Source organism: Arthrobacter sp. (genome assembly GCF_031179985.1).
Lineage (GTDB): Bacteria > Actinomycetota > Actinomycetes > Actinomycetales > Micrococcaceae > Arthrobacter.
Window position 1 is genome coordinate 1 of the sequence record NZ_JAPSHJ010000054.1, and the last position, 22,563, is coordinate 22,563.

18 protein-coding genes are annotated in these 22,563 nt (G+C 61.9%); 6 read left to right on the top strand and 12 right to left on the bottom strand.

The annotated features are described in order from the left end of the window. Positions 1 to 300: 300 nt before the first annotated feature. The 6 genes from RIN13_RS17615 to RIN13_RS17640 form a co-directional block, all read right to left on the bottom strand. Positions 301 to 1,356, bottom strand: coding sequence for an amidohydrolase family protein (locus tag RIN13_RS17615; RefSeq protein WP_309108617.1), 1,056 nt, complete (start codon positions 1,354 to 1,356; stop codon positions 301 to 303). After that, complete coding sequence (locus RIN13_RS17620) at positions 1,356 to 2,168, bottom strand: ABC transporter permease (protein ID WP_309108618.1); 813 nt, start codon at positions 2,166 to 2,168, stop codon at positions 1,356 to 1,358. The genes RIN13_RS17615 and RIN13_RS17620 overlap by 1 nt, the downstream gene beginning before the upstream one ends. Next, positions 2,165 to 2,977 (bottom strand): ABC transporter ATP-binding protein, encoded by an 813-nt coding sequence (locus RIN13_RS17625; RefSeq protein ID WP_309108619.1) that lies wholly within the window; start codon positions 2,975 to 2,977, stop codon positions 2,165 to 2,167. The genes RIN13_RS17620 and RIN13_RS17625 overlap by 4 nt, the downstream gene beginning before the upstream one ends. Then, a complete protein-coding gene (locus tag RIN13_RS17630) occupies positions 2,974 to 3,837 on the bottom strand; it encodes an ABC transporter permease (RefSeq protein WP_309108620.1) in 864 nt (287 codons plus the stop codon). The genes RIN13_RS17625 and RIN13_RS17630 overlap by 4 nt, the downstream gene beginning before the upstream one ends. Next, complete coding sequence (locus tag RIN13_RS17635) at positions 3,834 to 4,907, bottom strand: ABC transporter substrate-binding protein (RefSeq protein WP_309108621.1); 1,074 nt, start codon at positions 4,905 to 4,907, stop codon at positions 3,834 to 3,836. Before RIN13_RS17635 ends, RIN13_RS17630 begins: the two co-directional genes overlap by 4 nt. A 480-nt stretch (positions 4,908 to 5,387) precedes the next feature. Further along, positions 5,388 to 6,407, bottom strand: coding sequence for a LacI family DNA-binding transcriptional regulator (locus RIN13_RS17640; protein ID WP_309108622.1), 1,020 nt, complete (start codon positions 6,405 to 6,407; stop codon positions 5,388 to 5,390). A 230-nt stretch (positions 6,408 to 6,637) separates the two neighbouring features. On the opposite strand from RIN13_RS17640, the gene RIN13_RS17645 reads away from it, so the two are divergent. After that, entirely contained in the window at positions 6,638 to 6,850 is a 213-nt protein-coding gene (locus RIN13_RS17645; protein ID WP_309108623.1) for a hypothetical protein, read from the top strand. A 322-nt stretch (positions 6,851 to 7,172) separates the two neighbouring features. Here the strand turns inward: RIN13_RS17645 and RIN13_RS17650 are convergent, their stop codons facing one another. Beyond that, positions 7,173 to 10,088: an ATP-binding cassette domain-containing protein gene (locus tag RIN13_RS17650; protein WP_309108624.1), complete on the bottom strand. Its 2,916-nt coding sequence runs from the start codon at positions 10,086 to 10,088 to the stop codon at positions 7,173 to 7,175. After that, positions 10,085 to 10,639, bottom strand: a complete 555-nt coding sequence (locus RIN13_RS17655) for a hypothetical protein (RefSeq protein ID WP_309108625.1) — start codon at positions 10,637 to 10,639, stop codon at positions 10,085 to 10,087. The genes RIN13_RS17650 and RIN13_RS17655 overlap by 4 nt, the downstream gene beginning before the upstream one ends. Before the next feature lie 121 nt (positions 10,640 to 10,760). On the opposite strand from RIN13_RS17655, the gene RIN13_RS17660 reads away from it, so the two are divergent. From RIN13_RS17660 to RIN13_RS17680, 5 genes are all read left to right on the top strand, one after another. Then, on the top strand, positions 10,761 to 11,801 hold the full coding sequence (locus RIN13_RS17660) for a hypothetical protein (RefSeq protein WP_309108626.1): 1,041 nt from the start codon (positions 10,761 to 10,763) through the stop codon (positions 11,799 to 11,801). A gap of 3 nt (positions 11,802 to 11,804) precedes the next feature. Beyond that, on the top strand, positions 11,805 to 12,809 hold the full coding sequence (locus RIN13_RS17665; RefSeq protein ID WP_309108627.1) for a hypothetical protein: 1,005 nt from the start codon (positions 11,805 to 11,807) through the stop codon (positions 12,807 to 12,809). A 320-nt stretch (positions 12,810 to 13,129) separates the two neighbouring features. After that, positions 13,130 to 14,704 carry a sodium-dependent transporter gene (locus RIN13_RS17670; protein ID WP_309108628.1) on the top strand — a complete coding sequence of 525 codons (1,575 nt, stop codon included), beginning with the start codon at positions 13,130 to 13,132 and terminating at the stop codon, positions 14,702 to 14,704. Further along, positions 14,701 to 14,838 carry a methionine/alanine import family NSS transporter small subunit gene (locus RIN13_RS17675; RefSeq protein ID WP_309108629.1) on the top strand — a complete coding sequence of 46 codons (138 nt, stop codon included), beginning with the start codon at positions 14,701 to 14,703 and terminating at the stop codon, positions 14,836 to 14,838. Before RIN13_RS17670 ends, RIN13_RS17675 begins: the two co-directional genes overlap by 4 nt. Before the next feature lie 143 nt (positions 14,839 to 14,981). After that, positions 14,982 to 15,752 carry a GPP34 family phosphoprotein gene (locus RIN13_RS17680; RefSeq protein WP_309108630.1) on the top strand — a complete coding sequence of 257 codons (771 nt, stop codon included), beginning with the start codon at positions 14,982 to 14,984 and terminating at the stop codon, positions 15,750 to 15,752. Between the two features lie 56 nt (positions 15,753 to 15,808). On the opposite strand, the gene surE is transcribed toward RIN13_RS17680, so the two are convergent. The 4 genes from surE to RIN13_RS17700 all read right to left on the bottom strand — a co-directional run bounded on the left by surE (position 15,809) and on the right by RIN13_RS17700 (position 21,332). Then, positions 15,809 to 16,594 carry a 5'/3'-nucleotidase SurE gene (gene surE, locus RIN13_RS17685; RefSeq protein WP_309108631.1) on the bottom strand — a complete coding sequence of 262 codons (786 nt, stop codon included), beginning with the start codon at positions 16,592 to 16,594 and terminating at the stop codon, positions 15,809 to 15,811. Next, positions 16,591 to 17,565: a PfkB family carbohydrate kinase gene (locus tag RIN13_RS17690; RefSeq protein WP_309108632.1), complete on the bottom strand. Its 975-nt coding sequence runs from the start codon at positions 17,563 to 17,565 to the stop codon at positions 16,591 to 16,593. Before RIN13_RS17690 ends, surE begins: the two co-directional genes overlap by 4 nt. Positions 17,566 to 18,081: 516 nt before the next feature. Next, a complete protein-coding gene (locus RIN13_RS17695) occupies positions 18,082 to 19,962 on the bottom strand; it encodes a pectinesterase family protein (RefSeq protein WP_309108633.1) in 1,881 nt (626 codons plus the stop codon). Further along, on the bottom strand, positions 19,962 to 21,332 hold the full coding sequence (locus RIN13_RS17700; RefSeq protein WP_309108634.1) for a pectate lyase: 1,371 nt from the start codon (positions 21,330 to 21,332) through the stop codon (positions 19,962 to 19,964). The genes RIN13_RS17695 and RIN13_RS17700 overlap by 1 nt, the downstream gene beginning before the upstream one ends. Positions 21,333 to 22,563 lie beyond the last annotated feature (1,231 nt).

Genomic DNA, 22,563 nt, shown 5'->3' on the forward strand with positions numbered 1-22,563 from the left:
TGAGCTGATGCTGCACCCCGAACAGTCCACCGATGCGTTCGTGTTCCACCACCCGGAGGCGAAGTACTTCAAGGTGTGAGTTGAAGCCGGTCCCGCTTGATGTCTTGACCTGCATATACAGTGATAACGCGTAAGGAACACGCCTCCCAAGGCGAAGAAGAGAAGCAGGGGCGCCGCACCCACAGGCCACGTTGAGTCAGTCTTGTCCGTCGCTGATGCGCAAGCGTGCTCGAACTCCGGCAGAACGCCGATTTCCTGGGTCTCTTTCAGCGCTCTTGCTCCTGTCCTGGAGCGGGTCAATTAGCTGTGGGCGTGGCTGTGGTCGGTAAGCACCAGCTCTTCATTGGCGTCCAGCCCGATCAGGCGGGCGATGTTACCGGCGAAAATCTTTTGCCGGTCTTCGGTGGTGACGTCGAGTTCCTGGATGACTTTAATCATCTCGCGGATGTACAGGGGGCCGCCTTCGGGGTCAAAGGGGCAGTCGCTGGCGAAGACCACCCGTTCGGCCCCGAAGAACTCCAGTCCGCAGCGGGTTCCGATGGCAGATCCGGAGAGGGCGGTGTCGGCGTAGAAGTCCCTGAAGTATTCGATCGGTTCGCGGTTGAGTCTGTGAACCAGCCGCGAGTATTCGGGGTCATCGGTGCGGCTGCCGAATTGATCGGCCCAGCCTAGCCGGATGCGTCCTTCCATGTAGGGGATCATGGCACCCATATGGTGGGTGATGATGTTCAGCCCGGGGTGACGGTCGAACAAGCCTGAAAACACCATCCTGGCCATGGCAGCGCTGGTTTCGTAGGGCCACCCGAGCGCCCACCAGATTTCGAACTTCGAGGAGTCCTCGGTTCGGTAGTCAGTGCTCCTGGCGTTCCGGGTGGGGTGCATCCAGATCGGCAGGTCCCTCCGGGCCATTTCGGCGAAGATCGGGGCGAAGTCCGGGTGGTCGAGAGGTTTGCCGTTGACGTTGGTGAAGACCTGGATTCCTTTGGCTCCCAGCTGGTCAATGGCGTAATCAATTTCCTGGAGCGATGCCTCGGTTGAATTCATCGGCAGGGAAGCGACGAAGGCCGGAAACCTGTCGGGGTGCTCATCCACAATCTCCTTCATGGTCTCGTTGGCCAGTCGGGCTAGCCGCCAGGACTCGTCCGGGCCGAGAAGGAGCTCGATGGGCGGGGATGAGAGGGTGAGGATCTGCTGGTAGTCCCCGCCGAACTCCTCCATCATTTTTAGGCGTGCGTTGAGGTCGTGGAGTGCGGGGAGGTCCAGCCAGCGCTTGAGGGCGCCGGGGTCGGTGACGTGGCGGCACATCTCGTCGAAGTAGCGTCGGGGGAGGATGTGGCTGAAGGCGTCGATTTTCATCAGGATTCCTTTGTGGTGTTGGGGACCCAGCTGGTGATGCGCCGGTCGACGAACTGGACGAGGGCGATGGCGGCAAGGGCGACGGTGATGATGACGATGAGGATCGCGAGGACTGCTGCGCCGTCGAAGCTCTTGCCGGCGACGGTCACCATGCGGCCGAGCCCAACGACGGCGATGAACATTTCGCCGTTGATCATGCCCGTGACTGCCCGGCCCATGCCGAGACGGACGCCTGCGAAGATCATGGGAGCGGCGGCGGGAAGGATGATCCTGGTGAGAATCTGCCATTCGTTGGCACCGTAGGATCTGCCCATTTCAACCAGGGACGGGTTGACGTTTTCCACGGCAGAGGCGGTGTTGATAATCATGATGAATGCCGAGTACATGAAGATCACGGCAACGATTGATCCCTGTCCTGCCCCAAGGATCGAGAAGAATATCGGGGCGAACACGAGGGACGGTGCGGTCAGGAGCGCGTAGACATAAATGCCGAGCGCAGCGTTCACGCGACGGTAGCGGCCCATGGCAGTTCCGACCACGATGCCAACGATGAGTGAGAGTCCGAAGCCCAGGACGAGGTTAGCGAGGCTGGTGGCGAGGTTGCCGAAGATCTCGCCCCTTGTGATCATCGACCACAGTTCTACCAGGACCGCGGTAAGCGGGGGAAAGAACGGAACCTTGGCCGCTTGACCAACAATTTCCCACAGCACACCTGCAACGGCCAAGGAGATTAGCGACGCGGAAGCCCTGCCATTCAGCAGACGCTTAGATAGCCCGCTTTTGGGGCGTGCGCGGGTGATAAGGGCTGTCATCGCCCTGCCCCGTTGAGCGCTGCGGGGTTTTTGGCGCGGTGTTCGTCGTGCATTTCGCGCAGCCTTTCCCATAGGTAGGCGGTGATTTCGACGTATTCCTTGGAGCGTTCCAGTCCACCGACGTCGCTGGAACGGGGCCGCTCCAGTGGTACGGGGACGATTTCGGAGATCTGGCCGGGACGTGCGCTCATCAGGACCACCCGGTCTCCGAGGAGCACTGCTTCTTCCATGGAGTGGGTGATGAATACGACGGTGACTTTGGTGCGTTCCCAGATGCTGAGGAGTTCTTCCTGCAGCAGTCGCCGGGTTTGTTCGTCCACGGCGCCGAAGGGTTCGTCCATGAGGAGAACCTTTGGTTCGACGGCAAGGGCCCTGGCCAGTCCGACGCGCTGCTGCATGCCGCCGGACAGTTCGCCGGGGCGCTTGGTTTCGAAGCCGGTGAGGCCGACCATGGAGATCAGCTCGCGGGCCCGGTCTTCACGCTCGGATTTGGATACTCCGCGGAGGCGCAGGCCGAATGCGACGTTTTCGAGCACTGTGGACCAGGGGAGGAGGGCGAAGTTCTGGAAGACCATGCTGCGGTCCGGGCCCGGGCCGCGGACGGGGTTGCCGGCGATGGAGATTTCGCCTTCGTCCCAGGGCATGAGGCCGGCAATCATTTTCAGCATAGTGGTCTTGCCGCAACCGCTGGGGCCGAGAACGGTGAGGAATTCGTTGTCCTGTACGGAGAGATTGACGTTATCCAGGGCGCGGACGGCGGAGCCGTCCTGTCCGGTAAAGGTCTTTCCGAGTCCGGTGATCTCAATCATCGTGATCCCCTTCCTTTCTGGTTGTTCGGCGCCCACGGGGCGGCCTTGCGCTCAAGCCAGTGAGCGAGGGAGATGAGCAGTAGGGCTTCGATAAGGATGGCGACGATGGTGGCGTAGAGGCCGGGACCGTTGAACATGCCGCGGAACTCGAGGATGAGTCCTCCGAGGGCCAGGGAGACCATCAGCAGTTCGACGATCACCATGCCGGTAACGGCGCGGCCGAGACCGAGCCGTAGGCCCGTCATGATGGACGGCAGTGCCCCGGGGATCAGCACGCGGAACCAGATTTCCCGTTCACTGGCGCCGAAGGACCGGGCCATTTGTATGAGCGTGGGGTCAACTTGTCGGACTCCGGCGCGGACGTTCACGATAACCATGACGATCGCGAAGATTGTCACCAGGATGACGCGGGACAGCAGGCCGAAACCAACGGACATGATCAGCAGTGGAATGATCGCTGCCATGGGGGTCACGAGCAGGATGTTCAGGTATACATCCGAGTACCGCTCCATGGTGCGGAACCGTCCCAGCAGCACACCTACAGGGACGCCGATGATGATCGAGAGCGCGAAGCCGATGAACAGGGCCTGGTTGCTGATGAACATGGCTTCCCAGAATTCGCCGGTTCCGAGCAGTTCCACAAAGGCAATAACGGTTTCGGTGAACGTGGGGACCAGGAGCCCGCCCCAGTACGTGCCGTAGAGCTGCCAGGCGAGGGCGAAGAGGGCAAACGTTCCGATCTGGTAGGTGAGGTTCGAGTCCAGTGCCCGGATCCAGGCCGGCCGTTGTGGATTACGCTGCGGCATGGGAAGCGGCGTCGTATGCGTCTGCGTGTTCAGCACGGCGGTCCGCTGAGTCATCGCGACCCCAGGAAGCTCAGGTCGGCGGCTTTGGAAGCGTCGAGTCCCTTGATGACGCCGGCATCGACGAAGAAGTCGATGGTGCCCTGCACGTTTTCCTGGGTGAGGGCTCCTGCATCGAATAGACCGGCCTCGACGTAGCGGGCGGCGATTGCAGAGAGAGTGGGGCTGGCTTCTTCGCCCAGGTGCTTTTCGGCAAGACCTACGAGGTACTCGGGGTCAGCGTTGATTTTCTTGTGTTCGTCGATAAGCGCGGTCACGAAAGCCTGCGCTGCTTCCTTGTTGTTGCTGAGGAAATCGGCGTTTGCGTAGACCGTCTGCGGGTGGATTGAGGGCAGCTTTTCGCCGAAGTTCACCACAGGGGAGAAGTCGGCTCCGGCTGTCTTCTCCAGGGCAACTACATCAGAAATCTCGAGCGCCGTGGCGTCGATCTGACCATTGAGGAGAGCCTGTGCACGGACATCGGAACTGCCAATGACGAGGTAGTCCGGTTCACCGGACTTGCACTCTTTTTCTACCCATGACCGGACCATGGCTGTCGCGACGGCCCCTTCGCTGAAAATCCCGACCGGCTTACCGCTGAGGTTGTCACATGTACTGATTCCGGGCTTGCCGTACAGAGCCCACTGGTTGCCGATGACATCTGCAATGATTTTGATCGGTGCGCCTCGTTCGATGGCGATCAGCGCCGGACTGGTGGCCTCGGCCGAGATGGCGTAGTCACCCTTGGCCAGGCCTTCGATTGCCAGTTCGGGTTCCGCCAGTTCGTCGATCCTAACGTCATAGCCGGCGGCCCTGACGGTATCCAGCGCCGCCATGATCGGCACGGTTGTCAGGTCCGGTTCGACCAGTGCCACGGTGAAGGTCTTGTTCGATGCGCCCCCTGCAGAGGAGCTGCTCGGGGCAGAGCACGCGCCAAGAGTTACGGCCAACCCCAAGGCTCCGGCCATTGCAAGTACTTTGGTAAGGCGGCGGCGGGATCGATCCCTCTGATGCGGATAAGTGCCAGCTGCCGTCGTCCTGGTTCCGGCCTGACCTGCCATCAGTTTGCCTTTGGTTGGTGACTTCATCGTCAATCTCCTTGTTCGGAAGTGGCTCCCGTCACTGTAGCGGGATCGATCCCGCTTGGTCAATTACTTTTGGTATTGAGGAGAGGCATCTTCCATTTTGGTCGGGGTTCCGTCCTTGCAGAGCCCACCTGGAGTTGCTGTGGTTGTACGCCTGGGCTTGCCCCCGAGGCAACGCCAGTGGGAAGTGGAAGAACGTCCGGCAATGACCAGTCCCCCCTCGTTGCGGTGCGAAATCCCTCCGCCGCCTCGCGGCTAATTTGGGTCGGCAGGGCACTTGCCAACTGCTGGTTGGCCTACTTCGATTGATTCTTTGGTCCGCCCGAGGATGTTGAGACATAGTGTAGGCATCTGGCCGAAGAAAACTTGGCTTCTGCCCGGCAGGGTCGAAGGGCCTTCCACGGAAGCTGCTTTTGTCCGGCGACCTGAGGGTGCGCAACCTGAACTCACGGCGCCCAAGCCGGGATCGATCCCAAAGCGGGATTATTTGCTTATTGTTGCCACTGATTTCCTGGTCACCAAAGAGGGAGAGGTCATCCGAAGCTCAAATTTCTTGGGCGGTGATAAAAGCAGGTCAACTGCATTCTTGGCCATATCCGGGAAGGAAACCTTCACGCTGGTCAGCGGTACAGCCATATGAGCAGCAATCGGCGTGTCGTTATAACCGACTACCGACAGATCGTCGGGCACTTTGATTCCGGAACGCTGAGCAACTGCAACGAGCCCCACAGCCAGGCTGTCATTTGCCGTGAATACTGCTGTGGGAGGCTTGGCCAGGGACAAAAGGCGCTGTGCTACTTGTCCGCCGGCTTCCATGCTGAAATTCGATTCGAAGATCAACTCCGGCGCAACATCGTCGCCGGCTTCAGCCATCGCGTCCCTGAAGCCGAGCTCCCGCTGCTGCGAGCTTGACGCGTAGGAGGGACCTCCCACGAATGCGATTCGGTTATGGCCCCTCTCCAGCAAGTGGGCCGTGGCAACACGGCCGCCAGCGCGATCATCCACTACCGCGGCCGAGGACTTGCCGTCAGTGCGTAGCGCCAAAGAATAAGCAATGCCCAAATCCTGCAGCTCCGTCAGAAGGGGGTCGGCGCCGTCCGTCCGGGCTGTCGTCAGAATCATGCCGTCGATTCTTTGCGCCAGCAATGAACGGCCCCGCTCCAATGCCACCCTTGGATCATCCCCAGTCGTGATAACTTCCGCATGCAGTGAGCGTGAGGTGCACTCCTCCACAATCGCCTCGTACAACATGGCCATGACGGTGTCAGTCAGCCGTGGAACCACCACTCCAATAATGCCGCTTCGCTGCAATCGCAGATTAGCCGCCCAGCTGTTGGGAACATAACCCATGCGCCGGGCTACCTCCCGAACGCGCTCAGCACCCGGGCCGCCCGATGGAGACCGGCGGTCCAGAGCCCTCGACGCCGCTGAGCGGCTCACACCGGCCAACGCCGCGATGTCGGAAAGGGTCAACTGCTGTCCATCACGTGGCGAGACGGCCATATCGCTCCCTGGAAGATATCGGTGGAACTTCCAGCATAGCTGGGATCGATCCCGCCAAGGAGTTGCCAAGCCCCACGTTGGGATGCATTATGGACGAGATGAGAACGGAATACGCTTTCCAACCTTCGGGGGAACTGCCGCAACGTACTCAGCAGCTGCCCTGGGAGAGCTGGAATGAGTTGTTTTTTCTGCGCGAAACTAAGCCATCCTCACGATCAAAGGAGTCGGATGTGAGTGATTACCGCCTAAAATCCATCGCCCTGAAGGTCGCCACCCGAAGCGCTATGGACAACGAACTAAATGAGGCCGTCCAATTCCTCGCAACAAAGGCAACGTCATCGCGGTCCGGCATTCGGGTTACCCGCAACGGTCCCGGCGATTTTACGGTGAGCCTGGACCCTTCCGTCCCCTTTGGGACAACGCTCGAGGACGACAGCTGGTAGCAAAGCCAAGCCTTTCGGAGCTTTGACATCGACCGCATGCGACCGATGTGCCGTTGCAAGTCGCCCCCGTGCATCCTACGACAGCCACTCGCCCATCTAATTTATGAAGTGCCGATAACGGAGGTTTCGTAAAGTATCCCCGAAGTCGTAGGCGACATCCGTACAGAATCGTGGTTCACCATACCTGAGGCACTGCCGGATTTCTTCGCTCGACGGGGGCATCGCCAGTGGGTCATAGAAAACTACCCCCAAGATCGAAGTTCGCGAGTAGCGCCTACAGGTTCCGTCGATGGGTCAGGGACGGTGTGCGGCCCGGGTGTTGTCAGACTTCGAGTCGAAGCCGGTCTTTCGACTCGTTGGAGTGAGCCTGTGCGGCTTGCCCGCCCGCGCTGGAGATCGGCTTCACCCGTCTGAACGCGGCGAGAATTGCCCGGCCCACCACGGCGATTCCGACGATGGTGGTGATGGCACGCAGGGTGTCCCAGCCCGCCGTCGACGTCACCAGCGAGTAGAGCAGGAAGCTGCTGAGGTTGGTGGCCAGCGGTGCGCCGGGCACGTAGGAGATGCCGGTGCCGGCGCCTACCGCGAACGGCCAGAACCACAGATTGGTCAGCAGGCCGAACAGGTAGGACGCCACGACTCCGTAGCCGCACAGCATCCACAGTTCGGCTTTGCCGCGCACCCGGCGGGGGAGCAGGCCGGCCCCGGCACCCACCCACGCACAGGCGAAGATTTGGAACGGTGTCCACGGTCCGATGCCACTCCACAAGGCGCTTGAGACGGCGATCGTGGCGGCCCCCAGGAGCAGGCCGAAACGGGGGCCGAAGGCCCGGCCGGCCAGGATCAGCAGGATAAAAACTGCCTCCACACCCCCGACGCCGGTACTCGCCACGCGTATTGCCGAGCCGACGGCGGCCAGAACGCCGAGTAACGCCACCGTGTGGGCGGAGCGGACCGAGCCGTCGAGGGAGAACACGATGGCAACGACGGCGAGCGGCGCAATTGCCAGCGCCGCGTACGGGAGGGCCGCGGCGGCATCCTCCGGGAGGGCCGCGGCGAGCAAAGGCCAGCAGAATGCTGCGAGGGCCAGAATGTTTGCGGATACGAGAACCGCGAGCTCGACGCCCCGCGGCATGCGGATGTGGCGCTGTCTTTGTGGGCCCTCGGAGTCGGCTGCCTCTTCGAGGGCTATTGGTGCTGCGATGCGCGGAGCCGCGAAGGGCTGTGCTCCAGCAACATCAGCCTGGACGGCTTCTGTTGCTGGAGCGGGCGCGACGCCGTCACTCATCGGGAGGATCCGGGCGCCGAGGCCGTGGGCAAAGTCGTGGTCGTGAGTGGCGATCAGTACGGCCGCGCCGGTGTCGGCTGCTGCGCGAAGCGCCCCCGAGACTGCTGCGCGGGCGGCAGGATCGAGTCCGCGGGTGGGCTCATCGATCAGGAGTACCTGGGGGTCGTCCATGGTCTGCAGAGTGATGGCAAGAATGCGGCGCTCTCCCGCAGAGAGATCCCGGGGATGCTCGTGGCCAATAGGAATGCTGACGTCTCCCCGCAACCGGGCAAGGCGTGACGCCGCCGGCGTAGGGGCAAGCCGGTCGTTGGCCGGGTGATGCCGGTCCTCGTTCCGATTTGATTGCCTGCCTGATTGTCGTTCTCTCTGACGCACAGAGCGCGCCTGGCGACGGTCGGCCGCGCGTAGTTCCCCTGCGACCGTGTCCCTCGTAAAGAGGTCGTCCGAGGCATCCGGGACGAGGGCGACCCGACCGCCGTCGAGCGTCCCGCCGTCGACCGTTCCTTCACCGCCAGCGCCTTCCCTAAGCGCGAGCGCCACCAGGAGGGACGATTTCCCGGCCCCGTTCGGCCCCACCAGGGCGACCACTTCACCGCGGTGCAGCGCCAGGGATGCGCTGCTCACGAGCGGCTTGCCCTTGCGGTGCACCGCAAGCTTGGTCGCAGTCAGCACGGGCACGAGCTCAGGTGGCTGTGTCGTCATCGGCAGCGTCACAAGAGGGCGTGACGGCGCAACTTCCGGCGCGGCACCCGGCATCAGGGCGCCGTCGTCGATGGTCCACCACGAGTCGGCGACTGGTATGAGCGGCTCCGCCCGGTGTTCCGCCACGATGACGCAGACACCGGCGTCGCGGGCGAGGGCATGGAGCACGGCGATGACGTGGCGGCGTGCTGAGGTATCAAGATCGGCCAGGGGCTCATCAACCAGGAGCAGGACCGGATGATCCACCACCGCGGCGGCGATGGCTACGAGCGTTGCCTCACCGGCAGATAGGGTGCTGACGTTCCGGTCCAGCAGCGCCGATACCCCGATACTCTCCGCGACCTCCAGCACCCGGGCCTTGGCGGGCCCGGCTGCCATGCCCCGCAGCTCGAGAGCCAGCGCGATTTCGTCCCGGACGCGGGTGCTGGCGAAGGCGGCGCGGGGATTCTGCAGGACGACGCCGATGAGCCGGGCGGTCTCGCGCGGCGGCGTGGTGGCTCGGTCCGTTCCGGCGACGCGTACGGTGCCGGAGATTTCTCCGCCGTCAACGTGGGAGAGGAGGCCTGCAATACCTCGCAGGATGGTGGACTTGCCGGAGCCGGTCGGCCCTGTGATGACCGTAATTGACCCGCTCGACGGCGTGAACTCATCGACGCGAACCTGCGCGTCGCCAATGCGGAAGTGTGCGTCCCGGACGAGGACCGGCGCTTCTGTAGCGTGGCCGGGTTGGTGTGCCGCCCGGCTCCCGAAGCCGCGCAACTCGAGAGCAGCAGCAACCCGGCTGGCGTGCTCAAGGGTGCGCTCGAGCACGGGGATAAGGGCACGTGCTCCGAAGCGTTCGCCCCGCAGTCGAAAGGCCAGGCGTACGGAGGTTACGGCGTCGGCAAGCGCCGGCAGCGCCGCCCAGGCGACTACAAGCGTCCGGGCAATGCCCTGCATGGGGCCGCGGCGGGCCAAATGCACGAAGCCACGAGCCACATCCACCCAGGCGTTGAGAATGCCGAAGGCGAGGATTATCCCGGCGATCGGCAGGGCCGACACGACCGCCGCCCAGAGTCCAGGGGCCGTTACCGGACCGAGCAGGACCACATGGGCGTACGGGGCAGGAAGCGGCACCGGCGGTAGGTTGAGCAGGACCGGCTCGCCGATGTCGGCCCCATTGAAAAGGATGCGGTAGATGACCCGCGCCGCGATGAAGACAACGGCGAGAACCGCCGCTGCCCGTAACGGCGCGGGTCGAAAGGTCATGCCGAGGGGGTGGCCGGTGCGCCGTCGACCGTGAACAGCAGTTCCAGGCTCTCGCCCGGGCTGACCTTCAGGGTGGTGAGGCCTTCCTGGGCATAGGCCCAGTCACCGGTGGCCGGCTTAACCCAGAGGGCCCAGTAGGCAAACGCGGCGGGCATCTTGCCGCATTCTTCCTTGTACGTACCGCCCTTGTGGACGATGTCGAAGTCTGCCGCGGGCACACCGTTCACACGGCACACCAGTTCCTTGGGGTATTCGGTGGTGCCCTCGGTTTTCACTTTTGCCTCATCGAGCACTTCGGAAGCGAGGGTCGGCGCCTCTACGGGCACGCAGACGGACGTATCGGCGGCGGCCTGCTTCAGGGAACCCGAGTCGACGATGACCTTCACACCGGTGCAGGGTTCGGAGGCGGCGCTGGTGGCGGCTGCCGGGGAAGCCGGTGCAGGGGTAGTTGGCTGGCTGGCGGCCGGTGCTGAACAGGCGGCGAGAGAGAGCAGGAGACCTGCGGCGGCGAGGGAACTCGCGGCGGCGGTACGAATCTTAGTGAAAGTCACCTGTTAAGGGTAGGGCTTTGCCTGTCCGGAACCGGATGCGGCACGTTGTGTGACGTTCCCTGCCATCGCAGTGTGTGCGGCATCCCGGCGAGTCCGGAGACATCCGGCAATCCAGAGGGATATGGTGGCGGTCGAAGGCGCCGACGCGCAGGGACGGCTGGCATGCCCACAACAAAAACAGTCAGCGCGCGCGCCGCATCGGAAGCCGCAACGTTCTGTCACGGTTCGTGGGATGTCAAACGGGGGAAATATGAGCTTGGATACAAACGGAGAATCACAACAGCGGCGGTCCTGGCGCATCAGGATTGTTGCCATTTCGGTGATAGCAGTGTTGTGCATCGCCTTGGGTGTTTGGGTTGCCGGTGTTTCCGTTGCCGGTTCACGAACGGCTGGAACGGAACGGCAGGAGCTTGTCCACCTCAACAATCAGCGTGCCATCGTGGACAACTCGATGAACCTGTACGAGCCCCTCGTGAACAAATTTTTCGCCCGATACACGACCGCCTTTTCAGAGGAGGCCTCTGACCAGGACAAGCAACAGGTGTTCGACGAAGAAACCGGGCGACTGCAACGTGACGCGAGAATCAACCGTGAACGTCTGCAGCGAATGGAGTCCTCACCTGCGCTGCGTAAGCAGGAAGTTGCGGACGCGTTCAAGGTATTCCAGCAGGAGTATGGCGCGGTGGTCACCTATAACGAGCAGCGGGTCACCGACCTGGCAGCAATTGCACGATCAATTGGCGGGGCTTGTGCGTCTATACATTCAAGGTTCAACGTCAATAGCGAAAACTATGCACAGGAATATGTAAAGGCCGCGGACGGCTGCCTGGCGTCACTATCGTCGGGCAAAGAGGGTAGCAGTCAGGAAACAACCAAGCTCCTATCCGATGTTGAGGCCGTGATTAGCAGACAGCGGGGCACTGCACAGAAGGTAGTCGAGAGCAAAGACCGGTTTGAACGTAATGTCGCCATCATTGAGTCTGGACTGGCATTGCTGGACATCAACAAACCGCTCAATGAAGCGCAGACAATATACGAAGCCGATGTAAGAGCAAAGTATTCGGGGCTGATTGAGAAGGCAAACACGTCAAATGCGGAATTTGAACGGATCTTGAAAGAAAGCATTGAGCTGGCCGGTCAAGAAGCGAAGAGTGGGGAATAGGCCATGACTACCAATCCGATCCGCGGAAAGCGCCCCAAAATATTTCTGATACTGGCGGGCGTTGTTGTCCTCCTTCTTTTGATCGCCGCAGCCTTTGTCACAGTGACGCAGGTTGCCAGGCAGCAGGAAAGGGACAGCCTCGTGCAGCTCAAGAATGAGCAGTTGGTGACGCTCCGTGACGCACGAAGCAAGCTGCAACCAACCCTGAATGCGTACCTGGCCGCGTACAAAAAAGCACACCTTGCCGCTGGGTCACGGGACAAGGCGGAGCAGGATTCGAAGAAAGAGCTTGAAGCCTTTAAGGAAGCCGAAGCTTCCGCACGAGAAGCAGTGCGGACGATTACGACGTCGCACGGGGCTGAGGAGGGTGAGCTTAGTGATGCCGTTGCCCAGTTCGAGGACTCGTATCTGGGTTACGTCGATTACATGGCAGGGCTCGTCGATTCCTATCCCCAGTTTCATACGTTGTTTGGAGATAGCAACGATGGTTGCAAGGGCATCTTCGTAGGCAGCCCGGGGGATAATCTCGCGGAGCGGGCAAATCTACTCATTGAAGCTGCCGGCATATGCCGTAGCGCCACCGAAAAACTGGGAGAGTCAAAAAACCCCACGTACGTTGACTATGCCCTGCGAGTGCAAAACCGCGTAAGTCAATTGGAAATGGACGGGGCTGCCACAGCGAAAGCGGAACAGAGTCTTGGACCGCTCAATGCGACATTGGACCAGATGAAGAAGAAGGTGGACGATGCCTACGCGAGGAATGCGTCCGAGCAGGAGCTGCTTGCTATTGCTGATGAGCTCAAGGGCATGAATGATCAAATAAAGGCGAACAAATCTGAGTTCGATTTTGCGGCCAAGCGATATAAGAAAACTGTGGAAGAAATGCCTTCATTGCTCGAGGATGTATTTTCGAAGCACGTGCCGGATGAGATGAAGTACTTCGAGTCCGTGATGCCGATCCGTCTGGCTGTGCTGGAGTCGGTTATTGACGATGCGCTGGTGGAATAGACATCTGCAATGTCATGAAGAGGGGAGGCGGACGACGGCGGGAGGCCCCGCCGTCGTCCGGTTCCTTTTTGTGGGCGGGTGCCTCGGCGGTTTCTACAGGTCGTCGTCCCTGCCGGCATACACGCTTCATGCGGCGCGTCCTGGCTTGCGGTTTGGGATGAGGGCTTCCGCGAGGCGAAGAATACGCAGTAAAGTCCCCATAGCCAGTGAAACGGACGTCCACCATCACCTGAGAGCGAGTCCCCCATGAACCGGCCGGAAACTTGCCGTGCCTACTGCAGCACGTCACAAACGCACGCAACTATCCGGGGCGTGACGGAATGAGCAGCATACCCTCACACAACACATCGGCGCCTGTAAGACGCGAGACGTTCTCCTCCCGCAGGCTCTTCATCCTTTCCGCCATCGGCTCGGCCGTGGGCCTGGGCAACATCTGGCGCTTCCCGTACATCGCCTATGACAACGGCGGCGGGGCGTTCCTGATCCCGTACCTTGTGGCGTTGCTGACGGCGGGTATCCCGCTGCTGTTCCTGGACTACGCCGTGGGCCACAAATTCCGCGCGTCACCGCCGCTGGCCTACCGGCGGCTCCACCGGGCCGCAGAACCCTTGGGGTGGTGGCAGGTGCTAGTCTGTTTCGTCATCGCAGCCTATTACGCGGTGATCATTGCGTGGTCCCTGATGTACACCATCTTCTCCTTCACTGAGGCGTGGGGTGACGACGCCGAGGGCTACTTCTTCGGGAATTTCCTCCAAGTTGCCGAAGCCCCGGGTATCGGATTCACCTACGTCCCGTCCGTCTTCTTCCCGCTGCTGCTGATCTGGGTGGCGGTGATCATCATCATGGTCGCGGGAATCCGCAAGGGCATCTCACGTGCGAACTCCATCCTGCTCCCGCTGCTGGTGGTGATGTTCCTCCTGCTGGTGCTCCAGTCGCTGTTCCTTCCCGGCGCGGCAGAAGGCCTCAACGCCTTCTTTACCCCCGACTGGGCGGCGCTGGCTGACCCGGGCGTGTGGGCTGCTGCCTACGGCCACATCTTCTTTTCGCTGTCCGTGGGCTACGGCATCATGGTCACCTACTCCTCCTACCTGAAGCGCAGGACGGATCTGACCGGTTCCGGCATGGTGGTTGCCTTTTCCAACTCCGCATTCGAGATTTTGGCGGGAATAGGTGTTTTCGCCGCTCTTGGGTTCATGGCGCAGGCTGCGGGTGCAGGCGTGAACGATGTGGTGACGCAGGGGATCGGTCTGGCTTTCGTCGCCTTCCCCACCATCGTCTCGCAGGCTCCGTTCGGGGCATTCATGGGCGTACTGTTCTTCGGATCCCTGGTGTTCGCAGGAGTAACCTCGCTGATCTCTGTACTGGAAGTCATCGTTGCCGCAGTGCAGGACAAACTCGGATGGGGCCGGATCAAGGCCTCAGTGACGGTCAGCGGGCTGGTGGCAGTTGTCTCGTTGGCACTCTTCCCGACGGCAACAGGCCTGTACCTGCTGGATACCTCCGATGCGTTCGTTAACAGCTTCGGCATTACGCTGGGGGCACTGGTGACCGTAGTAGTCATTGCGTGGTTCCTGCGAAAGCTTCCCCTGCTGTCCGCCCATCTGAACCGGATATCCACCATCAAGATGCGCCGCTCCTGGATGGTGCTGGTGGCAGGCGTCGTGCCGCTGGCGCTGATCTACATGGTGTCCAGCGAATTCATCAGCAAGATCTCCACCACCTATGAGGGCTATCCCGCCTGGTTCGTGGGCCTGTTTGGCTGGGGTATGGCAGCGGCCTTGGTGGTCCTTGCGCTCGCCTTGACTTTCATCCCCTGGAGCCACAGATCCAAGGCTCACAACGATCCGGAATACGACTCCGTGGTGGAAGAAGAAGCAAAGGAGACGGCACAATGACACCCATCGCGATCACCATGATGATCGTCGCCATACTTACGGTATGGGGCGGCCTGGCGCTGGCGTTGCTCAACCTTCAGCGGCACCCGGAGGATGAGGGGGCGCTGCCCGAAGAACCGGCGCGGGAGCTCTGACCGTCCCGAATTCCGCAGACCGACGCAGATACCGAACCGGCAGCCTCGTCTTCCGGGCACACCCTGCCAACCTTTGGGCAAGGAGGCCGCCATCCTTCTAAATCCTCATTGTGGTAGCCAGCAGTCGAGCGCACCATGGTCATATGGACGCTGACACACCTAAAGCAGTGGAACTGAACCTCCCCCAGGCCTTCCTCCTTCTGGCCACAACCGACAAAGACGGCAAACCTGAAGTGCCCGTGTACGCGCTCAGGACAACTTTGGCCGGGGCAATTCTGGCCGAGCTGGAACAGATTGGTGCCATCGAACTGCAGGGGAAGCACGTCAGGGCTACCGGCACCACCCCCACAACCGACTTCCAACGGGAGCTGGATCTCATCCGCCACAAATCGCGGCCCCATACGCCCAAGCGGTGGGTTTCAATGCTGGAGAACCGCGCTGAAGTGCAGCGTGTCTATGAGGGAATGGCGTCACTGGGCATCGTGGAACAAGCCGGCGAAAAGCACCTGGGCCTGTTCCGGACGGTGCGGTACCCCGAAAAGGACCACTCCCCGGAAGCGGCGCTTCTGAAAAAGATCCAAGCGGCACTCGGCGCGCCCACCGAGACCCAGGTGTCTGATTCCACGGCGACTTCCACTGCGACGGATGAAACGGCCACGGATGAGGGGACGACTGACACGGAGGCTTCCGATGCCACGACGCTTGATCCGGCCAAGCCCGACACAAAGGCGCCCGATGACAGGACCCTGGCCCTGATCGCTCTGCTTCAGGCGGCCGGACTGCTCCACAAGCTCTTCCCGGCAGCAGACAGAATTTGGGCAGGTGAGCTGGTTAAGGACTACTGGCCGGCCCGTGCGGTGGAGGATGAACTCCGTATGATCAGGCTGGCGGAGCAAGAAGCCCCAGCCTTGTGACTCCTCGCCCCAGCCTTGTGGCTCCCCACCGGTCGCCGGGTCTCCGATCAGCCCACCTAACCCCGTGCCGTGGCGTGCGGCAGGGAGGGAAGGGAGGGCAGCGTGGTTCCGGTGACCGGCTGGATGGCGGTCACCGTGGCGAAGCCTGCCGCCAGCAGCGCGGCGTCGCTGTCCGGGTCCGGTTCCTCCGTGGTGTCCGCGATGGCCAGGCGAACATGGTGCTGGTCCCGTTCGGCGAGCGTGGTCTGCACGATGCCGAACCTGGTCAGAGTCGCCGTTCGGTACTCGGGCAGTTCGGGCCCGGCACTGTTGGGGACATTGAGGTTCAGCACGCTTCCTGCGTCCTGTTCCATCAGGAACGGCAGCAACCCGATGGCCAGCCGGGCCGCCGTGTCCCAGTGGAGTGCATCCGGATTGAGCCCGGTATCCAGGGATACCGCCAGGCCTCGACCGTCGTTGACGCCGGCCGTCAGCGCCGCTCCGACCGTTCCGGAATGCAAAATGGCCCTGCCCACGTTGGCCCCGCGGTTGACTCCGGACAACACGATGTCCGGTGGGGGACCGAAGGCGCCATGAGTGGCGATCATCGTGATGAACGCCGGCGCCCCATGGACGGCGTAGGCTTCAACACCGTCCAGATCCACCAGTTGGCGCTCCTCAATGGAGATCCTGCCGTCCTGCTCTACAGCGGTAATCGAGGAACTGCTGCCGCTGGCTTCGGAGGCGGGTGCTGCGACCACGACGCTCAGGCCCGCTCCGACGGCTGCGGCGGCCAACGCATGCAGGCCCGGGGATCCAATGCCGTCGTCATTGGTAATGAGGACATGCGCAGGCTGGTTCATGCTTCCCTGACCTTTCGTGCCAGTTCATCCGGGCTCATCTGCTGCGCAGGTTCTTCCTCACTTGTGTCATCCAGTGGAACGATCCTGACAAGCTTGGCGAGTTCGACGATTGCGGCTGCCTCTCCCGTGCCCAGACCGTGGCGGGTCACGTTCTGTGCGCCGGCGGCCGTGCCCAAGACAACTGCCTCATGCAGGGTTCCGTGATCAGCCAGTACGGCGGCCATCCCGGCCGTGAGTGAATCGCCTGCGCCGCTGGTATCCACCGTCTGGAACTCCGGAACATGAATTTCGCTGAGCGAGCCTTCGTGGAGGAACAGCGAGGGCAAATGGGCGCGGGTGATAATGACCGACGAGGCACCCTCGCGGACGAGTGTGTGCATCGCTTTAATAATCTGGCCGGTCTCCGCGGCGGCGGCACGGCCGCTGCCCACGACTTCACCGTCAGACATTTTGATCACTGCCGGTTTGCCGGCCAGGACGCCGTTCAGTCTTTCGCCGGCGAGGTCGGCGATGACGGTGCATCCGGCGGCACCCAGGTCGGCCGTGAGCCTCCGGTACATGTCAGCCGGTACCGAGTCCTCCCGGCTGGTGCCGCTAAGGATCACGGTCCCGGCTTCCATCCCCGCCTGCAGTGTCAGCCCGTAGAGTTCGTCCAGTTCGTGGCGCGTGAGCCGGTCACCGGGCGATTCCGCCAGGACATGGCGTTCACCACCGCGGCGGTCATGCAGGTATGCCCCGCTGCTGCCTTGACCGGCAACAGGCAGAACCCGGACCCCTTCGTCAGTGATCAGGTGCCGTAGGACCCGGCCGGTTTCGCCCGAGAAGACTGCACACATCGTCACCGTTGCGCCGAGGGCGCCGAGCATCCGGGCTTGCCATACTCCCTGGCCGCCGGCGTGGATGTGGATATCTGCGGTGCCTTTGATGTCTTCGACAGTGACGGTGAGGACGGGGGAAGGAGCGAAAATCACTACAGACCCCATGCTTCACCCGCCGTCCCAGGCTCTACAGCTGAAATCGTGGCCATACTTACCTCTTCCCGCCGGAAGTATCCGGCCGATATCGGTTTTGGCTATATCGGATCAATGGAAGCTTCCGCTCCTCATACCCGGTCTGCAGCCCCGGTTTGGCCGGCATGACGGGCGCAATGTGCGCAGCAGTACATGCCTTCGCCGCTCTCGATTCCGTGCCCAACTATCCTGCAACCGCAGTGGTTGCAGACGGGGGCCATCGCATGAATGGCGCATTCAAAACTGTCGAATGTCCCGGATTGACCGCCCTTACTGATGGTGAAGGCTTTGTCGTAATCGTTTCCACATGTATCGCAGATTGCCATCTTCGAACTCCCTGTCTTGGTCGCATTAATATGGTAAGCACACTTAGTACATGTGCGACTAGAGGGGAAAGATGGGGGGCTGGCCACCGGAAAGCGGACGACGACGGCGGGAGGCGCCGTCGTCGTCCGTTATCCACCGCTGTGCCGGAAGTTAAGCAGCCACCCCCGCCGGCACCACGCTGCAGTCCGCTGCGGAGCCGGCGAGCTGTGGTGCCCAGCCGTCGGTGCCCTGCAGGTAGGTCCTGATTGTGTAGGACCCAGCCTCAGCCCCAGGCAATTGCGGACGGTCGGGGGTCACCTGCGCTCCGGGGCCGCGGTTGTTGTACTCGTGGAACCGTGCCTCCCGCCAGGAGAAGCCGCTCATGTCCGTCCACGGTGTGCCGGAAATGTGGGCGCCGAGCCAGGAGTCCCGGACCAGCACCTGCGCCACTGCCTTCGGGTCACCGCCGGCATGCCACGGCCTGCCGAGGTGGACGGAGTTCGCAGCAGCATCGGAGACTAACCGGCACTGGTCAAAGAGGTAGCCGTACCTGATCGACAGATCCAGGCTCCCTGCCGTTATGTACCCATTGTTCGTGGTCGAGCGGCGGTCCAGGGATTTGATCTCGCAGCCACTGAATACTGCGGTCCCGCGGCCGAAGATGAAATCAACGTCGCCCTCCACGTAGCAATCTTCAAAGTAGAAACGGGCAGGGACGCCCGCTCCCGGTGAGTTGACCAGCAGGGTGTCCTGGTTGCCCAGGCACCTGACGTTGGACAGCACCGAGCGGTCTGCCGTGATGTGCAGCGCCACGGCCTGGCGATCCTTGATCCCCATGTTGGCGGCCTCGTCGAAATCGTTGCTGAACGTCAGATTCCGGGCCACGAAGTCAGGCCCGTCAATCCGGACTGAGGCGCTGCCCGAGGTGCCGAAGTTCCCGCTGCCGTCCGGCTTGGGCGTCCCAGAGGCGTTGTTGAAGACGAGCACCACATCCTCCGGCCTGCTGCCCTGCCCAATGAACGAGATCCGGGGCTTGTTGCTCGGCACCCGCACGGCCTCACGGTAGGTGCCGGGCTGGATCCTGATGACGGTCCGCCGGGCGTTGTTGGACGGAACGGCGTCGACGGCGGACTGTACCGTCGCGAACGTCCGGCCCGGTCCGACGTCGAGCGTTACCGGGACATCGATGGGGCGCTCAGCGGGCCAGTACATCTGGAGCAAAGGCTCGGCAACGCCGTCGATATTCAGGAAGTAGCCGGGCGGGACGATCTCCTTGGACTGCAGTTCGCGTGCCACAAGGCGGGCCACCGACACGGCGCCAGCCGCCTGGAAGTGCGTGTTGTCCTCGGAACCCTGCGGATATTGCGGGTGCTCGCCAGGAGTCAGGAAAAGGAACTGCTGCTTGGTTCCTTCCGGCCCCAGCTGCTGCCACAACTCCTTGGATGAAGCCGTCAGGTCCACCAGCGGCGTTCCGGACGCAGCAGCGAGTTCCCGTACAGCCTGGGGATAGGCGCCGTGGGAATCCTTGGCATTTCCGAAGGAATCAAAGCGTCGGCGTTCCACCGGCGTGACGAGAACGGGCTTGCCTCCGCGTGCTTTGGCGCCGTCGACGTACCGGCTCAGGTATTCCTTGAACGTGGAGTCAGGGAGCGTTCCGCGGGCAGGATCCGTCACTTTCGCGTCGTTGTGGCCGAAGGAGATCAGAAGGTAGTCGCCCGGCAACATCAACGCAATCACCCGGTCCAGGAGGCCGGCGTCGGCAAAGCTCTTGGAGGAGGCGCCGGACCAGGCGTAATCGAACACCGTTGCCTGCGGCCCCAGCAGGAGCGGCAGTGCCTGCCCCCAGCCGGCGCGGGGGCGTTCGGACTGCTGGTACGCCGACGACGTCGAGTCCCCGACGACGAAGATCACCGGTTTGGTGCGGGGTTTCGTGGGGTCCGTGGCTCTTTGGGTCAATGCGTTCGCTATGCCTGTTCCCGAGAGGGCCATGGCTCCTGCGGTGAGCGCCAGGGAGGCCAGTACGCTGCGACGGTTCGGCAGAATGGCGGCCATCAGCCCTCCCCTCCTGCAGTGAAGATCGGGCCGGTGGATTTGTGGAGGAGTCCCGGCACAGCCTGGGCGGGGTGGACCTGGGTGCGGAGGGTGGGCGTCCAGGAATCGTCCGCAGCCAGCTGGTCAGCGGGTACGGCGGCGGCGTTGTACTCGGCGCGGAGATCGGTGATCTCACCATTGACGGCGTTCGCGATGGTGGTGATTGCCGTTCCCTTGAAGCGCCCGATGATGTTCGCGGCGTCGATTCCGGCGGGAAGCGTGAAGGCATTTGCCTCGGCGTGGAGGTGGGACTCGAAACCGGCACCCAAGGTGTAGCCGTAGGGGATGGTGCTGTCCTCGGTGACCTTGAAGTGGTTGTTGTACACGTCCACCTGCCCGAATCGGACGCGCGGGGCGCGCTGGCCGACGTTTTCGAAGACGTTGTGGTGAATGGTGACGCGCAGCTTGCCGGGGTCCCCGCGGGTGAGGGAATCCGTGGACCCGATCAGGAGCAGCTTGTCATGGTCCGAGAAGCGGTTGAAGGACATGGTCACCAGGTCCGAGCCGTTGGTGACGTCGACGGCGCCGTCATGCACTTGGTATTGGCGGCCGAAGTAGTGGGGCTGGGAACTGTCGAGGTTGGGGGCATCGGTGAACTCGGAATGGTCGATCCAGACGTTCGTGGCTTTGTTGATGACCTGAAGCAGGTCATACTCACTGTTCCAGTTGCCCTCTGCGCCGTCGGTGGGGTCCCAGGAGGGAAAGCAGTCGGCGGCATCGCGCACGGTGAGGTTGCGGACGATCACGTTCGTAGCGCCGTTGATCCGCAGTGCTGCACCGCTAATGCTGCTCTCCGGGGTGGCGCCGACGATGGTGGTGTTGCTGGGAATATCCCAACGGATGGACTTCGCCTGCTTTGCGGCTGCGAGGCGCCGCGCGTCCTCCTGCGGGCCCACGGGCTTCTGGCTAAGGCCGTAGCTTGCCGGGTGGAAGGCCTGGAGGTACTGCTCCAGGCTGTACCCGGTACCTTCGGCATAGTTTTCGCAGGTCAGCGGTGAACCGTCCGGCGCCGTATTGGCGTCGATGGTTCCGTGGACCCGGACAATCTTCGCTTGACTGCCGGCGTTTGTGAAGGCGGCGAGCAGTTCGGCCTTGGTAGAGACGTCGTAGACATTGCTGTCCTCTGCCGCCGCGCCCCCAGTCGTTCCCGTTCCTTCCGATGCCCAGCCGTTCCCCTGGGAGAGAATCTGGCGCTCCAGCGGGGTTCGGGCGGTCTGGGCTGCGGGATCGGCCAGCGGGTTGGGGGATGCTCCTGCGGGCCCCGAAATGATCAGCGCTCCTGCCACGGCCATGGCTGCGGACAAGGGTAAGTACCTACTGCGTTTTCGCATGTTCTCTCTTCCGTCATTGGAACGAACTGCGCTCCGGTCCGGCGGCAACTATGACGACGGTCACTGCGGAGCGCTGAGAAGGACACTACTCAGAAAACGGTTTCTCAGCAATAGCGACTTTCGTTCAAAGAGTCCCTGTTCTCCTCGCACATCAACCGGAGTTCGCGCATGTGGTGAGGTTGGACCATTTGAGGGTCCCTACGCTGAACAGCGGGAACCCACGCAGTCGCAACCAAGACATTAGGCGGAATCGGGCTTATTTATATTCGGTTGATGGAGGTGACAGAAAAACACCGGAAGCGGTCCTTTTGTCATAAAAGCGAAATTCGAATTTTACGCCTTTAGTCAGACCTGGATCGCTTGCTGCGCCGCCCGCCAGCACCCGAATGGCGCAGTTTTTGAGGACTGGCAGGAAAAAATAGAACTAGGTATGGTATCAGGAAACGCAAGCATAGAAAGGTGCGATTTCGATGTCAGGAATGCCTCCTAAAAGCGGCGCCGTGAAAAAAGCTGGCAAGTCAATTCTCGGAAAGAGCCGATAAAAAGGTCTAAAAACGAAAAAGTGAACTTACTTTTGTAAAGCCGCGCAAAACCAGCGCTGACCATGTGCGGGCTCAGCGGGCGGGTGCCGGCGTCGTGACGCAGGTACTCTGCGCCGGGCCGATCCTTCTAGCATTTAACGTGCAAAGGTGCGGGCCGGAAACGGCGGAGAACAACCTGGATTAGTGCGCTGGCCGTGTTGGGCGCATGGCTTTTTCGAGTCATACCGGTGATTCAGGTGGCCCGCACTTTTGTCGACATCAGGTGCAGCCGTTGTGGCAGGTGGGCGCTGCAATGGTCAGTCGGCGTCGCGGTGAGCGGCGCGCTGCTGATAGGAAGATTGTTACGACGACGACGACGATGGAGGGCCCGCTGTCATCCTGTCCTTCACTCAGCCCCTATTGGCGCATCCCAATTTTGCGCACCGGGGTTCAGCACGAGGGAACCTGGCCGCGATGGAACTGAGCGTTTCGGAATCTCACCTCGTCGGAACTACGCCGATTGCAGGAGGAACCAGTCTGGGTCTGGGTCCACGGGCATAGGTAGGTCTGGGTCCACGGGCATAGGTAGGTCTTGGATGCTTCTATATTCGTCAAGGGGTGGACGTAGGATTTCGAGAGCGATGGGCCGGAGCATATAGTCTGAAGTTTTCAATTCTGGGGGACTCATGACTCGCACACACACCGCCCAA

Excerpts from the sequence above, each read along its gene's own strand:
- RIN13_RS17620 (WP_309108618.1), bottom strand. The coding sequence starts at position 2,168 with ATGACAGCCCTTATCACCCGCGCACGCCCCAAAAGCGGGCTATCTAAG.
- RIN13_RS17665 (WP_309108627.1), top strand. The coding sequence starts at position 11,805 with ATGACTACCAATCCGATCCGCGGAAAGCGCCCCAAAATATTTCTGATA.
- surE (WP_309108631.1), bottom strand. The coding sequence starts at position 16,594 with ATGAACCAGCCTGCGCATGTCCTCATTACCAATGACGACGGCATTGGA.
- RIN13_RS17635 (WP_309108621.1), bottom strand. The coding sequence starts at position 4,907 with ATGAAGTCACCAACCAAAGGCAAACTGATGGCAGGTCAGGCCGGAACC.
- RIN13_RS17660 (WP_309108626.1), top strand. The coding sequence starts at position 10,761 with ATGGTGGCGGTCGAAGGCGCCGACGCGCAGGGACGGCTGGCATGCCCA.
- RIN13_RS17695 (WP_309108633.1), bottom strand. The coding sequence starts at position 19,962 with ATGGCCGCCATTCTGCCGAACCGTCGCAGCGTACTGGCCTCCCTGGCG.
- RIN13_RS17650 (WP_309108624.1), bottom strand. The coding sequence starts at position 10,088 with ATGACCTTTCGACCCGCGCCGTTACGGGCAGCGGCGGTTCTCGCCGTT.
- RIN13_RS17670 (WP_309108628.1), top strand. The coding sequence starts at position 13,130 with ATGAGCAGCATACCCTCACACAACACATCGGCGCCTGTAAGACGCGAG.
- RIN13_RS17700 (WP_309108634.1), bottom strand. The coding sequence starts at position 21,332 with ATGCGAAAACGCAGTAGGTACTTACCCTTGTCCGCAGCCATGGCCGTG.
- RIN13_RS17640 (WP_309108622.1), bottom strand. The coding sequence starts at position 6,407 with ATGGCCGTCTCGCCACGTGATGGACAGCAGTTGACCCTTTCCGACATC.
- RIN13_RS17630 (WP_309108620.1), bottom strand. The coding sequence starts at position 3,837 with ATGACTCAGCGGACCGCCGTGCTGAACACGCAGACGCATACGACGCCG.
- RIN13_RS17680 (WP_309108630.1), top strand. The coding sequence starts at position 14,982 with ATGGACGCTGACACACCTAAAGCAGTGGAACTGAACCTCCCCCAGGCC.
- RIN13_RS17625 (WP_309108619.1), bottom strand. The coding sequence starts at position 2,977 with ATGATTGAGATCACCGGACTCGGAAAGACCTTTACCGGACAGGACGGC.
- RIN13_RS17675 (WP_309108629.1), top strand. The coding sequence starts at position 14,701 with ATGACACCCATCGCGATCACCATGATGATCGTCGCCATACTTACGGTA.
- RIN13_RS17615 (WP_309108617.1), bottom strand. The coding sequence starts at position 1,356 with ATGAAAATCGACGCCTTCAGCCACATCCTCCCCCGACGCTACTTCGAC.